General features: G+C 48.8%; 11 protein-coding genes, 15 tRNA genes and 1 pseudogene. 14 read left to right on the top strand and 13 right to left on the bottom strand.

Annotation, left to right across the window (positions count from 1 at the left end):
• Positions 1-380: 380 nt before the first annotated feature.
• The 7 genes from PRUB_RS19130 to PRUB_RS19160 form a co-directional block, all read right to left on the bottom strand.
• Positions 381-456 (bottom strand) — tRNA-Val (locus PRUB_RS19130).
• A gap of 104 nt (positions 457-560) precedes the next feature.
• Positions 561-636 (bottom strand) — tRNA-Val (locus tag PRUB_RS19135).
• Positions 637-676: 40 nt separating this feature from the next.
• Positions 677-752, bottom strand: a tRNA-Val gene (locus tag PRUB_RS19140).
• Positions 753-869: 117 nt separating this feature from the next.
• Positions 870-945 (bottom strand) — tRNA-Val (locus PRUB_RS19145).
• A gap of 31 nt (positions 946-976) precedes the next feature.
• Positions 977-1,052, bottom strand: a tRNA-Val gene (locus tag PRUB_RS19150).
• A gap of 75 nt (positions 1,053-1,127) precedes the next feature.
• Positions 1,128-1,203, bottom strand: a tRNA-Val gene (locus PRUB_RS19155).
• Positions 1,204-1,307: 104 nt separating this feature from the next.
• Positions 1,308-1,383, bottom strand: a tRNA-Val gene (locus PRUB_RS19160).
• A 648-nt stretch (positions 1,384-2,031) separates the two neighbouring features.
• On the opposite strand from PRUB_RS19160, the gene PRUB_RS19165 reads away from it, so the two are divergent.
• From PRUB_RS19165 to zigA, 13 genes are all read left to right on the top strand, one after another.
• A tRNA-Ala gene (locus PRUB_RS19165) sits at positions 2,032-2,107 on the top strand.
• Positions 2,108-2,179: 72 nt separating this feature from the next.
• A tRNA-Glu gene (locus PRUB_RS19170) sits at positions 2,180-2,255 on the top strand.
• 68 nt (positions 2,256-2,323) lie between these two features.
• Positions 2,324-2,399: transfer RNA gene (locus tag PRUB_RS19175), tRNA-Glu, on the top strand.
• 68 nt (positions 2,400-2,467) lie between these two features.
• A tRNA-Glu gene (locus PRUB_RS19180) sits at positions 2,468-2,543 on the top strand.
• Between the two features lie 68 nt (positions 2,544-2,611).
• Positions 2,612-2,687: transfer RNA gene (locus PRUB_RS19185), tRNA-Glu, on the top strand.
• Positions 2,688-2,756: 69 nt separating this feature from the next.
• Positions 2,757-2,832 (top strand) — tRNA-Glu (locus PRUB_RS19190).
• A gap of 164 nt (positions 2,833-2,996) precedes the next feature.
• Positions 2,997-3,072: transfer RNA gene (locus PRUB_RS19195), tRNA-Glu, on the top strand.
• A 76-nt stretch (positions 3,073-3,148) separates the two neighbouring features.
• Positions 3,149-3,224: transfer RNA gene (locus tag PRUB_RS19200), tRNA-Glu, on the top strand.
• 211 nt (positions 3,225-3,435) lie between these two features.
• Positions 3,436-5,016 (top strand): methyl-accepting chemotaxis protein, encoded by a 1,581-nt coding sequence (locus PRUB_RS19205; RefSeq protein ID WP_010386502.1) that lies wholly within the window; start codon positions 3,436-3,438, stop codon positions 5,014-5,016.
• Positions 5,017-5,140: 124 nt separating this feature from the next.
• A complete protein-coding gene (locus PRUB_RS19210; protein ID WP_010386501.1) occupies positions 5,141-5,695 on the top strand; it encodes a hypothetical protein in 555 nt (184 codons plus the stop codon).
• Between the two features lie 58 nt (positions 5,696-5,753).
• Positions 5,754-6,551, top strand: coding sequence for a hypothetical protein (locus PRUB_RS19215; protein ID WP_010386500.1), 798 nt, complete (start codon positions 5,754-5,756; stop codon positions 6,549-6,551).
• Between the two features lie 148 nt (positions 6,552-6,699).
• Positions 6,700-7,143 carry a TraR/DksA C4-type zinc finger protein gene (locus PRUB_RS19220; protein WP_010386499.1) on the top strand — a complete coding sequence of 148 codons (444 nt, stop codon included), beginning with the start codon at positions 6,700-6,702 and terminating at the stop codon, positions 7,141-7,143.
• Positions 7,144-7,198: 55 nt separating this feature from the next.
• Positions 7,199-8,410: a zinc metallochaperone GTPase ZigA gene (gene zigA / locus PRUB_RS19225; RefSeq protein WP_010386497.1), complete on the top strand. Its 1,212-nt coding sequence runs from the start codon at positions 7,199-7,201 to the stop codon at positions 8,408-8,410.
• Here the strand turns inward: zigA and PRUB_RS19230 are convergent.
• The gene (locus tag PRUB_RS19230) at positions 8,407-9,987 is read right to left on the bottom strand and encodes an L-lactate permease (RefSeq protein WP_040645579.1); all 1,581 of its coding nucleotides are present in this window, start codon (positions 9,985-9,987) and stop codon (positions 8,407-8,409) included. The two genes, zigA and PRUB_RS19230, sit on opposite strands and share 4 nt — an antisense overlap.
• A gap of 310 nt (positions 9,988-10,297) precedes the next feature.
• Here PRUB_RS19230 and PRUB_RS19235 point away from each other — a divergent pair, with 310 nt between their 5' ends.
• Positions 10,298-10,975 (top strand): hypothetical protein, encoded by a 678-nt coding sequence (locus tag PRUB_RS19235; protein WP_010386495.1) that lies wholly within the window; start codon positions 10,298-10,300, stop codon positions 10,973-10,975.
• A 58-nt stretch (positions 10,976-11,033) separates the two neighbouring features.
• Here the strand turns inward: PRUB_RS19235 and nth are convergent, their stop codons facing one another.
• The 5 genes and pseudogenes from nth to PRUB_RS19260 all read right to left on the bottom strand — a co-directional run.
• Positions 11,034-11,666: an endonuclease III gene (nth, locus tag PRUB_RS19240; protein WP_010386494.1), complete on the bottom strand. Its 633-nt coding sequence runs from the start codon at positions 11,664-11,666 to the stop codon at positions 11,034-11,036.
• A gap of 81 nt (positions 11,667-11,747) precedes the next feature.
• Positions 11,748-12,446, bottom strand: coding sequence for an electron transport complex subunit E (locus tag PRUB_RS19245; protein ID WP_010386493.1), 699 nt, complete (start codon positions 12,444-12,446; stop codon positions 11,748-11,750).
• Positions 12,439-13,080 carry an electron transport complex subunit RsxG gene (gene rsxG / locus PRUB_RS19250; RefSeq protein ID WP_010386492.1) on the bottom strand — a complete coding sequence of 214 codons (642 nt, stop codon included), beginning with the start codon at positions 13,078-13,080 and terminating at the stop codon, positions 12,439-12,441. Before rsxG ends, PRUB_RS19245 begins: the two co-directional genes overlap by 8 nt.
• The gene (gene rsxD, locus PRUB_RS19255) at positions 13,077-14,135 is read right to left on the bottom strand and encodes an electron transport complex subunit RsxD (RefSeq protein WP_010386491.1); all 1,059 of its coding nucleotides are present in this window, start codon (positions 14,133-14,135) and stop codon (positions 13,077-13,079) included. Before rsxD ends, rsxG begins: the two co-directional genes overlap by 4 nt.
• Positions 14,132-15,022 (bottom strand): annotated as a pseudogene (locus PRUB_RS19260) (electron transport complex subunit RsxC); the annotation flags it as partial. The pseudogene PRUB_RS19260 and the gene rsxD, both read right to left, overlap by 4 nt.

A 15,022-nucleotide genomic window follows, 5' to 3' on the forward strand; every position in this document is an offset into this window, starting at 1 on the left:
TAGGAATGAGCGCGATGTGGCATCGACCAATGTATACGAGATAAATAAAAGGAATTTAGATGATGGTGGGTTGTACTGGATTTGAATTGGTAATGCTCGCCTTGGTTAGGAATGAGCGCGATGTGGCATCGACCAATGTATACGAGATAAATAAAAGGAATTTAGATGATGGTGGGTTGTACTGGATTTGAATTGGTAATGCTCGCCTTGGTTAGGAATGAGCGCGATGTGGCATCGACCAATGTATACGAGATAAATAAAAGGAATTTAGATGATGGTGGGTTGTACTGGATTTGAATTGGTAATGCTCGCCTTGGTTAGGAATGAGCGCGATGTGGCATCGACCAATGTATACGAGTAAATAACAGGAATTTAAATGATGGTGGGTTGTACTGGACTTGAACCAGTGACCCTCGCCTTGTAAGGGCGATGCTCTCCCAACTGAGCTAACAACCCAATACGCTTGTTTCAAATGTGAATGGCTGTGCTGATCTTAAATCATAGTCCTAGCCTTGGTAATAATGAGCGCGATGCTGCATCGACCAAGTTCACCAAAATTATGGTGGGTTGTACTGGACTTGAACCAGTGACCCTCGCCTTGTAAGGGCGATGCTCTCCCAACTGAGCTAACAACCCATGCATATATGCAGGTATATACTCTGTATTTCCGAGGAAATGGTGGGTTGTACTGGACTTGAACCAGTGACCCTCGCCTTGTAAGGGCGATGCTCTCCCAACTGAGCTAACAACCCAGAGTATTATTTTGGCAAGAATTGCGTTTAAGATGGTGGGTTGTACTGACCTTAAATCAGACCCTTGCCTTGGTAAGAATGAGCGCAATGCTGCATCGACCAAAGTTCACCAATTAATGGTGGGTTGTACTGGACTTGAACCAGTGACCCTCGCCTTGTAAGGGCGATGCTCTCCCAACTGAGCTAACAACCCATCTTAAATTTTCAGAATGTTATAGAAGTTATGGTGGGTTGTACTGGACTTGAACCAGTGACCCTCGCCTTGTAAGGGCGATGCTCTCCCAACTGAGCTAACAACCCATAACTTGTGTATTCTGATTTGTGCGTATTGCAACTAAATTTTACCTGACATTAAAAAGCCGATGCAAAAAATAATGGTGGGTTGTACTGGACTTGAACCAGTGACCCTCGCCTTGTAAGGGCGATGCTCTCCCAACTGAGCTAACAACCCAATACGCTTGTTTCAAATGTGAATGGCTGTGCTGATCTTAAATCATAGTCCTAGCCTTGGTAATAATGAGCGCGATGCTGCATCGACCAAGTTCACCAAAATTATGGTGGGTTGTACTGGACTTGAACCAGTGACCCTCGCCTTGTAAGGGCGATGCTCTCCCAACTGAGCTAACAACCCACATTTGAAACCAACAACACCTTGCCGTGTCGTTGTGGGGCGCTATTATATGTTTCCTTTCAAAGGAGTCAACACAAAATCCTGATTTTTTATCTGCATGCTTCTTTTATGTTCACTTGTTCGTTTTTTGGGTATTCCCCTTCATTATATGTCCGGGCAATAAATGAAGCATAGATATCTTATGAAAGTGATAGAAATAGAATTGGGAGTTGTGAGGGGGATCAGGTTACAGGTGAATTAAAGAGGGGGGTGAGTTGTCGGGCAATATTAAAAGGCTTATTTTTGTGCTAAGTATCTTTGAGTCTCAGCTCAAATCAATTGTTGCATGTGGCAGGGCATTAATCTGCGTTTTTTAATTTAACTACAGCTTGGAGAGAATGATAGAAGATATGGGTAACGGTGACCTCAAAATACTGATGGGGAAGTGCCATGACCCGTGTTTGATAGGGTGAGCTGGTTTTAAATTGAGCAAAAACATAGACTTCTATTGATTGCACCCTGAGTTTCGCTTATATTCTGTTCTTTCGGGGTGTTTTTCCAGCAGTTAAGAAAAACTTGCAGAAAAGGTGTTGACTTTGTTTTCTGTGATGCATAGAATGCGCCCCGCACTCAGCGATGAGGCGGTGACGTTTCATTGCGAATAGGTGAGGGGCTATAGCTCAGCTGGGAGAGCGCTTGCATGGCATGCAAGAGGTCGGCGGTTCGATCCCGCCTAGCTCCACCAAACCTAGTGTAAATATGTCCTAGTGATATAATGTTCGAATGTGGCTTCGAATGCCATACTTCGAAATGTTGTGTCCCCTTCGTCTAGAGGCCTAGGACACCGCCCTTTCACGGCGGTAACAGGGGTTCGAATCCCCTAGGGGACGCCACTTACTCAGGTAAGTACCAAACTCATATGGTGAGAGTCTAAATAACCAGTCCTAGTGACACATTCAGTGTCCCCTTCGTCTAGAGGCCTAGGACACCGCCCTTTCACGGCGGTAACAGGGGTTCGAATCCCCTAGGGGACGCCACTTACTTCGGTAAGTACGATACTCGTATGGTAAGAGTCTAAATAACCAGTCCTAGTGACACATTCAGTGTCCCCTTCGTCTAGAGGCCTAGGACACCGCCCTTTCACGGCGGTAACAGGGGTTCGAATCCCCTAGGGGACGCCACTTACTTCGGTAAGTACGATACTCGTATGGTAAGAGTCTAAATAACCAGTCCTAGTGACACATTCAGTGTCCCCTTCGTCTAGAGGCCTAGGACACCGCCCTTTCACGGCGGTAACAGGGGTTCGAATCCCCTAGGGGACGCCACTTACTTTTAGTAAGCATAAAACTCGTATAGTAAGAGTATAAACAACTAGTCCTAGTGACACATTCAGTGTCCCCTTCGTCTAGAGGCCTAGGACACCGCCCTTTCACGGCGGTAACAGGGGTTCGAATCCCCTAGGGGACGCCACTTACTTCGGTAAGTACTAAACTCATATGGTGAGAGTCTAAATAACCAGTCCTAGTGACACAGAACATTCTGTAAGAGAGAGAATAATGCCGTTCGCTTTTGCTGGCAAAAGACTCATCTCAACGCAGAATTAGCAAATCAGTGATTTGCTAGACAAATTCTGCGTCCCCTTCGTCTAGAGGCCTAGGACACCGCCCTTTCACGGCGGTAACAGGGGTTCGAATCCCCTAGGGGACGCCACTTACTCAGGTAGGTATGATTCTCGTATGGTAAGAGTCTAAATAACCAGTCCTAGTGACACAGGAACAACACCTGCGTCCCCTTCGTCTAGAGGCCTAGGACACCGCCCTTTCACGGCGGTAACAGGGGTTCGAATCCCCTAGGGGACGCCACTTTTCTTCTTAGTAATACCATTTTTTTAAATTCATATTCGTAAATTCCCCGTTATATTTATCCTCCTCTGTTTTGTTATTTTCAATATTCTAATTAATTTTTTCATATATTTCATTTACTTGAATTATTTGATTTAAAACAAAGTTAAGGCTTTATTAACAAGCTCACCTCGGAAAAATGGGTTAGTATCGCGTCTTTTAGGTGAGTATCATGGCCAAAAGGTGTACCGATTATACGGATAAAGAAAATGATTATCCGGTCTCTTATAACCTCTTATCTACCACAGATACAAAAGGGCGGATCACGTACGCGAACCAAAGCTTTTGTGACGTTGCTGGCTTCGAATTAGATGAGCTGGAAGGGCAGCCACATAACCTGGTACGTCACCCAACCATGCCCAAAGCCGCATTTAAAGACCTCTGGCAATTCATCGGAACAGGCAAGCCCTGGATGGGCATAGTAAAAAATCGCTGTAAAAATGGAGACCATTACTGGGTCAATGCTTATGTGACGCCAATCAATGATGAGCTTGGCCAAACTGCCGAGTATCAATCCGTGCGAACCAAGCCCGAACGGGAGGTGGTGAAACGTGCTGAAAACATTTACCAGCAACTTGATAAGGGGGTTGATGCAGCAAAATTGACGCGTTCATCTATGTCTTTGTCAGCTCAAATGATGTTGATCCTATTGGTGTCTTATATATTGAGCATGATTTTTACCAGCTTACCTGCACCATGGAACTATCTCCTGGAGACCTTACTGCTCGCTGGCGTACTCACGTTGACTTATCAAAGGTTGTCACCGGTGCGTCGTTTGAGTAAAAAAGCCAAACAAGTTTACGACAATCCGCTGATGCAAAAAATCTACCTTAATAAAGTGAATGATGTCGCGGCCATTGAGCTGGCGTTGTTGGCTCGGGGTTCTGAGCTACGCGCTGTATTGGGCAGAGTACAGGATGCCAGTCAGCTTGTTGACCAGCATGCACAAGCAACCGTGTCAGAATGCCACAGCAATACCGAGCTATTACAGGAGCAACAAAGTCAGACTGGTTCTTTGGCGACTGCGATGAACGAAATGACCGCTGCGATTTCTGATATTGCGGGCAATACCAGTGATGCAGCGAACCGCTCTGAAGGGGCGTTGCGTTCAGTATTGGATTCGAACTCTGTGGTGCAGGCCAGTATGCAAACAAACCATGCTTTATGCGAAGAGTTGAGCCGCACTCAGCGTGATATTGCTGAGCTAAATGAACAAACCGTGCATATTGGGGGAGTGGTTGATGTGATACGTGATATTTCGGAGCAGACTAATTTGCTAGCTCTGAATGCGGCTATAGAAGCAGCCAGGGCTGGTGAGCAGGGCCGAGGTTTTGCCGTGGTGGCTGATGAAGTAAGGGCATTGGCACAACGTACTCAGGATTCGACCAGAGAGATTGATGATATAGTCGCCGGGCTCAAACAACGGGCTGAGCGCGCGGTAGCGGCGATTCAAAATGGGGTTGAGAAGTCGACTGAATGTGTGGCTCAGGCTGAGCAAACAAAAGAAAACCTGGCCTCGATAGAGCATATGGTAAAAGATATTTCTGCACTGAATTACGAAATAGCCACTGCGACTGACCAAATGTCGGGTGCCAGTAATGAGATAAACGACAAAGCCGTCAATATCTCCGGGCTTGCGAATGCCTCAATGCAAAGTGCAGACACCACCACAGCAGCAATGAAAAATACAGAGCAAGCACTGGCCGATCAAGCTGCATTGGTCGATCAGTTTCTGTTGCGACTCAGTAATTAAAAAAGATTATGAAAATGTGAATAAGTTATTTCTTGCTGGTATGATTTAGAATTTCAACTTTATGTGTCTAAATCACAGATTTTGACATTGATATGCGTACATAAATCACACACAGGGATAACAAATGAACAAGTTCCAGAAAGCCTCAAAAATGGGTGTCGCAGCACTGATCATGACACTGGCGAACACGCAGGTGAGCGTAGCAGGAGTCGATGGAGGTTACTTCTCCGGTAAAAAGCAAGATTGCGAGATCTGGCGAGACGTTGCACCTTACAACTGGGCAAATACGACCCGTGGCAATCAATCCATGATTTTTTACTGCAACCGTGGCGGCTACACAGTGACCACGGTTGAGCTAAAGATCAAGCGTATTAGTGATAATACTGTTGTATTTCGTGAAAAAAGAAAGCAAAACCTGACATCGGGTTATGGCCACGGCTTTTATCCAGATCTCAGTGCGAACATCAACGAAGAGTATAAAATGGAACTGGATTATACCTTCGTCAAACTCAAGCATGGTAAGCCTGTCTGGGACAACAAAAAAACTAAAACCTGCAAACGCACATTCACACCAACCAATGCAAATTCAACGCGCGGAGAGATCTTCTGGTCTATTAAGAGCGCGGGAACGGCCTATCACAACAATGGCTGCCAGGGCGTACGCTTCGATATCCACTAACATCAACAGGCAGACTGACCATTTCAGGTCAGTCTGCTAACTTTTATTGAGATGTAGCATGAAAGCTAAACACCTACTGATCAACTTCTTGTGCTTTATGTTCGGTTTTCTGATAGCGGCGATGTCACTGTATCAACCCTCCCCGGAAAGTGGCGCGCATGCAGGTAGCGCTGAACGCCCGGCTGCAAAATCAGCACCTCACTTTGAGACAGGTATCCCGTTTTTGAGCGAGATAAAGGAGAGACCGAAAGAGCAGGTAAAAACCACAACAGCACCTACACCTAATAGTGGGAGCATGCCGAGGCAGGCAAGTACTGACAAAGCCGCTTTATTAGTGATAGCACAGGACATCGGTTTAGACAGTCATGTTTATCCAGACTTGGCGGATTATGCCATTCAGGATATTGCTAGACTCATTGAACAGCATTTGCTGACAGACTTTCGTATTTCAAGCGCGGATATATACACACAGTTTGATGAGATAGAACACTATCTCGAAGAAATGCCACAGCTGGTATCTCAGTACTTTTTCACGGATTTAATGACACAAAGCCAGTACAAAGGTGAGTTATTTCAGAGTCTTGCGATTCACTTAATGGCACAAAACGTAGAACAGTTTGAGGCAAGCACTGAGCATCTCAGCCAGATACAGGCTCTGATCGCAACAGCCAGCGACAGTGAGAGTGAGTTAGTGCGTTTAAGCGTGCTAGAGGCGCTGGCCACAATGAGTTCAGGCAAAGCCCAGCTGCGACAAGTGCTGAGTCAGTTCACTGAGGAAGAAAGCGCGGTGATACAGGCAAAAATAACCTTGCTAAATTATCATATGTCTTTGGCGGATAAGCTAAATATTGACTGACCTTGTCCTGGCTTGTAATGCAAAGCTCTACTAACTCATTCAGGCAACGCGGTATCGCAAATAAATAAATTTTATCGGGTGATCCTTTTAAATGCAGTTTTGTTATAATATAACATTGTCAAGTTCAATGTTCTGACAAGGCACCTGTATGCAAGTACTTAAATCCACTCCCTCAGCGCTCACAACCGAGCAAATTTTGGCTGCACCTGAATCCGACTATATGAATGCTGAGCAATTGGCATTTTTCAGACAATATCTGATTGAGTTACATGACTCTACCAGAGCGCGCATTCGCGACACCAAAGCACAAATTATGGATCCGCCTGAATTGGTTGATTTGAGTGACAGAGCATCATGGGAGGAGCAATGCATGATCCTGATGCGTATTGTTGACCGTGAGCAAAAGTTGTTACCTAAAATTCAGCAGGCACTGGAGCGGATCCGGCTCAATGAGTACGGCTATTGTCAGGAAACAGGTGAGCCGATCGGCATTGCTCGCTTGCTGGCAAGACCCACTGCTGAATTATGCGCTGACGTAAAACTGTGCTCTGAACTGAAGGAGCACATGTACGTTAAAGACAGAGATGTCTGACAGAACTTGAACCCACACAAATCTACCGTCAAAAACTGTGTAAGGTAATCAAGCAATGGCTAAGTTAAATACATCAAATTTATTGCCCGTAACCGTGTTGTCAGGTTTTCTAGGGGCAGGAAAAACTACGGTACTTAACCATATTCTAAGTAACCGTGAGGGGCTAAAAGTAGCCGTTATAGTCAATGATATGAGCGAAATCAACATTGATGCTGCGACGGTTCAAAATGAAGTGAGTCTCAATCGGGCTGAGGAAAAATTGGTTGAGATGAGTAATGGGTGCATTTGTTGCACACTCAGAGAAGACCTGCTTGAAGAGGTCAACCGGCTGGCGAAGTCGGGTAAATATGATTACCTGGTGATTGAATCAACTGGCATTTCTGAACCATTGCCTGTGGCCGAAACCTTTACCTTTGCAGATGAGCAGGGGGTAAGTCTATCTGACATCGCCACTTTGGATACCATGGTTACAGTGGTGGATGCGGTGAACTTTCTGAAAGACTACGACAGGGCTGAGGCGTTGCAGGATGTCGGAGAGAGCTTAGGTGAGGAAGATGAGCGTAGTGTGGCCGATTTACTTGTTGAACAGGTTGAATTTGCCGATGTATTGCTGATCAGCAAAACAGATTTGATCTCAGATACCGAGCTTAAACGTTTGCAGAGCATTCTGCGTACACTTAATACCGATGCTGAGCAAATACCCATGGCACATGGCAAGGTCCCTCTGGCGCAGGTGTTAAATACCAAAAAATTCAGTTTTGAAAAAGCCCAGCAGGCACCCGGCTGGCTCAAAGAGCTCAGGGGCGAGCACATTCCGGAAACGGAAGAGTTTGGCATCAGCAGTTTTACTTTTTGTGCCAGAAGACCCTTCCATCCGGAAAAGTTTTATGATTTCTTACATAGTGACGAGCTGGCCGGCAAGCTGATCCGCTCAAAGGGATTTTTCTGGCTGGCAACCCGGCCTCACTTTGCCGGTAGCTGGAGTCAGGCTGGGGGAATTGCCAGACATGGCGCGGCAGGGTTATTTTGGAAAGCCGTGCCACGAGATCAGTGGCCAGAAGACCCGGAATATATTGCTGCCATTGAAGAGCACTGGGTTGAGCCTTTTGGCGACATGCGACAGGAATTAGTGTTTATTGGTCAGGGGCTGGATAAAGCAGACATTATCCGCCGCCTGAACGCGTGTTTGCTGAGTGAAGAAGACGTGCTAAAAGGCCAGCAAGCGTGGAAAACGCTGCCGGACCCTTTCCCTTCGTGGGAGCACTAAACAAAAATCAGCCAGGCAATCAGGCTGGCCGTCAGGCAGTAATAAAGCATGGGAATCAGGGTGTAACGAATAATATCACCCTCTTTGCCATGCAGGCCGACGACACTGGCGGCTGCCACCACATTGACCACCGCAATCATATTGCCACCATTTGCGCCAAGCATTTGTAGTGCCAGCACCAGCTGCATATCCAGCCCGGCTTCTGTAGCCAATGCTTGCTGAAAGCTGGCAAACATCAGATTAGAAAAGGTTGCGGAGCCCGCGATAAACGCCCCTAATGCACCCACCAGGGGTGCAATCAATAGCCAAAAGTCACTCAAGTGTAACGCGACAGATTCAGCCAGTGCCATCGGCATGGCAGGCAGGTCTGCGTCATTTATATCTGAGTGAAGAAAGATGCGTACCATAGGCACGGCTGCGCCCAATGCGATGACAGAGGGCAATAACATACGGGTACTGTTTTGCAGGGCAAGACGAAAGTGTGACATCGTGCCGCCTTGCAACCACAAGGCAAAAAGCGCGGTTACGACAAATACACTGCCAGGCAGGTACAGAGGCATGACATTAACTGAAATGGCGGATCCCAGGATATGGGTCCATTCAAACTGAACGCTTTGAAGTATTGCCTTGAACGGCAGTGAGGGGATCCGGGTTAGCACGAGCAATGCGGCAACTAATACATAGGGCAACCAGGCTCTGCTCAGGCTCAATGAAGGAGTGTCAGTATTCGACGTCGTTGATATTGTTGTGTTTTCGGGTTTAGGCAATAGAAACCCTTTTTGCGCTAAGGGGCAGACAATCGCTAATCCTGCCATGGCGCCCAGCACAGAGGGAAACTCTGGTCCCAGTAACCAGGCAACGCCATATGCGGGCAGGGTAAAAGCCAGCGCACTGAATAGGGCAAAAGGCGCCATCGCAAATCCGGATCGCCAACTTGGGGCATTGTTGAAAAAGCGACAATACAGCATAACTAAAATCAACGGTAACAGGGCTGCAACAATAATATCAATACCAATGGCGGTTAAAGCAATGTGCTTAACCTGTGTGTAGTCGATATTCGCTGCACCCTGGCCAATTCCGACAATCGCCGGTGTACCAACGGCACCAAATGAGACCGCACTGGAGTCGGCTACCAGTGCCAGTACAACCGCGCTCAGCGGCGTAAACCCCAGGGCAACCAGCAAAGGCGCAGCGATGGCTGCGGGTGTACCAAATCCGGCTGCCCCCTCCAGAAAGCTGCCAAATAACCAGGCAATGATAATCAGCTGTACACGTTTGTCGGGACTGATCCGGGCGAACCCGTGTTTAATGGTGAGGACAGCACCGGTGTGTTGTAGCACCTTGAGTAAAAAGATTGCCCCGAAAACAATCCATATTATGGTCAGTGCGATGATCAAGCCTTCCAGTGCGGCGGCTGAGATTTGTTGCCAGGGAACTTGCCAGACCAAATAGGCGGATAAAGCGCTAAGCAGCAAACTAAATGGCATAGCTTGCCTCGCAGGTAACCTAAATAATACCAGCAAGAGAAACACGCTAAGGATTGGCACCAGGGCCGTGAGTAGTTGCGGTAGCGTCATCAGAGAATAACCAATCCGTTGCTTAATAAGGTGAGCTTAACACGTCAATAAGACACTGAATATATGGAGTTTGCAACACTTGTTCTAAAGGTAACGCAGGCATGCTGCTCAAACAAATTGGTTAGCCATGACACAAATGTGATGGTTTGTAACACTTCATTTGGATTTATCGTTCAATTGATGTACTAAATTAACACGCGTCTTGTTAGTGTAAATTTTGGTCAGGGAAGGCTTGGATAACTCCTGACTTTGGCGAGCAACGGTGCACAAAAGCAATGCTCACAGATATCAGATATAACAAGGAGGCGACATGCTGACGTTGCATATTATTGCTGGGTCATTTTTATTGTTGTTTGGCATAGGCGCGTTGAGTTTTGCCAAAGGAACGACCAGACACAGATGGTCCGGAAATCTATTTTTCTTTTCTATGCTAATTATGGCGGGCAGTGCTGCATTGTTTAATGGTGGCCTGACGATGGCGTTACTGACCTTGTACTATGGCTCAACAGCCTGGGCGGTTGTGTTGAGAAAAGAGCGTTCAGTGGGCGCTTTTGAGTTCATTGCAATGCTGGTGATCATCTACATCAGCTTTGACTTGCTTTACTTTGTTTATACCGCCACCGAGCTTTCAGCGACATTCAAAACCATATTTACCCTTCATGCGGTGATTGCCGCGATGGCTGCGTGTCTGGATGCCAAAATGATATTAAGTGGTGGACTCAGCGGCAAGCATCGCATGGTCAGGCATACGTGGAGAGCGTGTTTTGCGCTATTAGGTGCGGTGATGTCTTTCTCAGCCAATACATCAGACAGTTGGCCGGATTTCATAGACAGTAATGCGCTGATATATTTGATGATAGGGGTACTTTTCTACTGGGTGATCCGGGTCTTGTTTACCAACTGGTACAATCAAATCACAGATGTGCTTGGCAGCAGTGTGTTGCTTAAAAGACTAATGATGATCAGGCGACCAGCAAACAGCGAATAATGTGGGCGGCAGTGATGCGTGGTGGGCTTTGAGTTGCGCCCACTGTGCACCAAGGTGTTTACTCTGTTTTCTCTTTAAACTCGCACAAGTCTTCGATGATACAGCTGCCACATTTAGGCTTGCGTGCGGTACACACGTAGCGACCGAGTAAAATCAGCCAGTGGTGGACGTCGACTTTAAACTCTTTTGGCACCACCTTTTCTAGTTTCTCTTCAACTGCGACCACATCTTTACCCATGGCAAATTTAGTGCGGTTTGAAACGCGAAATATGTGTGTATCAACAGCAATGGTTGGCCAGCCGAAAGCGCAATTAAGCACTACATTAGCGGTTTTACGACCGACGCCGGGCAGGGCTTCAAGGGCTTCTCGGTTCTCCGGGACTTCACCACCATGCTGCTCCATCAGAATATGACACATCTTGTAGACGTTATTGGCTTTGGAGTTAAATAAGCCGATGGTTTTGATATAGTCCCTCAGGCCGTCGACACCCAGGTCGATAATCGCCTGTGGTGTGTTAGCCACGGGAAACAGCTTACGAGTGGCTTTGTTGACACTCACATCAGTGGCCTGAGCCGACAAAGTGACGGCGACCAGCAGCTCGAAAGGCGAGGTGTATTCCAGTTCAGTCTCCGGGTTAGGGTTGTCATCCCGTAGACGGGTGAGAATTTCGTGTCGTTTTGCTTTATTCATAGTACTGACTTACTTGCTGTATGGTTGTGCTGTTGATTTTATCGGTGTTGAGCGGGAAAGTGACGGCTTTCCCGCAGCGAATTAATCTAAGCTGGTGACTCTGGCTCGAGGCGCCTTTTCAGGGTTGTCGACAGGTTCAGCCTGAGCTTCTTTGCGGGCATCGACATAATTTTTGGCTGCAATGATTAAACCGAGTCCTAAAAATGCGCCGGGCGGCAAAATGGCCACCAGGAATTGACTATCGAACTCGATGACTTCGATCCGCAGTGCCGTTGCCCAGTCGCCCAGTAACAAGTTTGCACCATCAAACAGGGTACCCTGGCCAATTAGCTCGCGCATGGCGCCAAGTAACACCAGCACAGCACCAAAGCCCAGGCCCATCATAATGCCATCCCATGCCGAAAGCAGGGGCGTATTTTTAGAGGCATATGCTTCGGCACGACCAATGATGGCACAGTTGGTGACGATAAGCGGAATAAAGATCCCCAATGACTGATAAAGACCGAACGTGTAAGCGTTCATAAGTAGTTGCACAATAGTTACAAAGGCGGCAATGATCATCACAAAGACCGGGATCCGGATGTCTTTGGGTACCCAGTTTCTTACTATGGAAACGGTGACATTGGAGCCCACCAGTACCAGTAAAGTGGCCAGCCCCAGGCCCAAAGCATTGGTGATGGTGCTGGTGACGGCCAGCAATGGACACAGGCCTAGCAGCTGCACGAGTGCTGGGTTGTTTTTCCACATCCCCTCGTGGGCGAGTTGTTTAAATTCACTCATCGATGGTCTCCTCACAGTGGTTTGGCGCGGCAAAGAGCGAGTCAAAATTGCTGCGGGCATACCAGGCTGCGGCATTAACGCTCTGAACGACGGCGCGTGGTGTGATAGTCGCACCGGTGAATTGGTCAAATTGCCCGCCATCTTTTTGGACATTAAAAGCCGGGTCTTTTTCCTGAGTTACGACCGTTCCACTGAAACGGGTTATCCAGTCAGACTTGGCCAGTTCGACTTTATCGCCAAGACCGGGGGTTTCTTCATGGCGCGTGACGCGTACGCCGGCGATCTCACCATTGTTGTAGACTGCACTCAGAATGTCGATATTGCCGCTGTAGCCACGCGGTGTGATATGTTGCACCAGCAAGGCGACAGGGGTATCTTGCAGGCGCGCTCTGTAGATAACATGTGGTCCGTTAGGACCCAGCTCCGGCGCACTACTTACCGTGCAGTCGAGGTAGAGCTCGTTATCGTATTGCGCCTGTGGAATGACCTGAGTGAGGACGCGCATCAGGTGACGTTGTTCCTGTTTGGCAATTTCTGGCGCCGTAAAGGTTTGTACCAGTGCGACGCTACCTGTGGTCGCCAGTGCAAAGGCGGTCAGAATAAAGCCGTTTTTCTTCATTGATGACAGGATCATGAGCTTGCTCCATGCCCGTATGTACGAGGCTGCGTGTAGTAATCAATCAAAGGCACCGCCATGTTCATGATCAATACGGCAAAGGCGACGGCGTCTGGGTAGCCACCAAAATGACGGATCAGATAAACCAACAGCCCAATGAGTGCGCCATAGATCAGGCGGCCGCGGTTGGTAGTACTGGCTGATACCGGATCGGTGGCGATAAAAAAGGCGCCCAGCATAGTCGCACCGCTCAGCAGGTGGAACAGGGTACCTGCTTGCGTTGCCGGAGACAGTGCAAACCCCAGGCCGCTGCATATTGCCAGGGTCACAATAAACGCCACCGGGATGTGCCAGTTAATGATTTTGGCTTTTAGCAGGTACAAACCGCCTAACAGGTAAGCCAGGTTAACCCACTGCCAGCCTTGTCCTGCATATTCCCCGAACGCGGCACTATCAGTGGCTTCTGAGACAGTCAGATTTTGCGATACGGCCGTTTTGACATGATCAAGCGGGGTTGCTGAGGTAGTACCGTCAATGACCTGGCGCGCTTCCGCGAGTGGCACACCTGCCAGAGTCTGTTCAGTAAAAATGAGTGCCAGTTGATCCAGTACTGACAACGGCGTAGCTTGTATGTCTATGATTGGTGTCCAGCTGGTCATCTGCACCGGAAATGAGATCAACAGCAAAACGTATGCAGCCATCGCGGGGTTGAACAGGTTAAAGCCCAGACCCCCATAGAGCTGTTTGACCATGGCAATGGCAAACACACAGCCAATCACAGTGACCCACCAGGGGGCCAAAGGTGGAATGCTCACCGCCAGCAGCACAGCGGTCAGCCAGGCACTGCCGTCACTGAGTGTTGGCCAGACAGGGCGACCGCGCAATTTCATCATAGCGGCTTCGGTCGCACTGACGGTTAGCAGCGCCAGTAATAGCTGGAACAGGGTGCCGGCACCGAAAAAGTAACTTTGCACCAGAATACCGGGAACACACGCGGCGATCACTGTCAGCATCAGGCGGCTAAGTGTTTTATGGCTGTGATTGTGGGGCGATGAAGCCATGGTTAATTTCATGACAGATCATTTCCTTCTTGGTCTTTGGCGGCGGCCTGCTTTTTTGCTTTTGCGCGTGCCACAGCGGCTTTAATTGCTGCCTGACGTTTTTCTTCCGCGCTCAGGGGCGCATCACTCTCGGGCGCTGAATTGGCCGGTTCTGCGCCTGCTTGCTGCTCAGCCTCTTTGGCTGCTTTTTTCGCCTTGGCACGGGCAATGGCAGCTGCAACGGCGGCCTTGCGCGGATCTTCCGGTTCAGCGTCAGCCTCTGCAGGCTCCGCGTCTGCTTGTTGCTCGGCCTCTTTGGCGGCTTTCTTCGCCTTGGCACGGGCAATGGCAGCTGCAACGGCGGCCTTGCGGGGATCTTCCGGTTCAGCGTCAGTCTCTGCAGGCTCTGCGTCTGCTTGTTGCTCGGCCTCTTTGGCGGCTTTCTTCGCCTTGGCACGGGCAATGGCAGCTGCAACGGCGGCCTTGCGGGGATCTTCCGGTTCAGCGTCAGTCTCTGCAGGCTCTGCGTCTGCTTGTTGCTCGGCCTCTTTGGCGGCTTTCTTCGCCTTGGCACGGGCAATGGCAGCTGCAACGGCGGCCTTGCGGGGATCTTCCGGTTCAGCGTCAGTCTCTGCAGGCTCTGCGTCTGCTTGTTGCTCGGCCTCTTTGGCGGCTTTCTTCGCCTTGGCACGGGCAATGGCAGCTGCAACGGCGGCCTTGCGGGGATCTTCCGGTTCAGCGTCAGTCTCTGCAGGCTCTGCGTCTGCTTGTTGCTCGGCCTCTTTGGCGGCTTTCTTCGCCTTGGCACGGGCAATGGCAGCTGCAACGGCGGCCTTGCGGGGATCTTCCGGTTCAGCGTCAGTCTCTGCAGGCTCTGCGTCTGCTTGTTGCTCGGCCTCTTTGGCGGCTTTCTTCGCCTT

This window comes from Pseudoalteromonas rubra, from assembly GCF_000238295.3.
GTDB lineage: Bacteria > Pseudomonadota > Gammaproteobacteria > Enterobacterales > Alteromonadaceae > Pseudoalteromonas > Pseudoalteromonas rubra.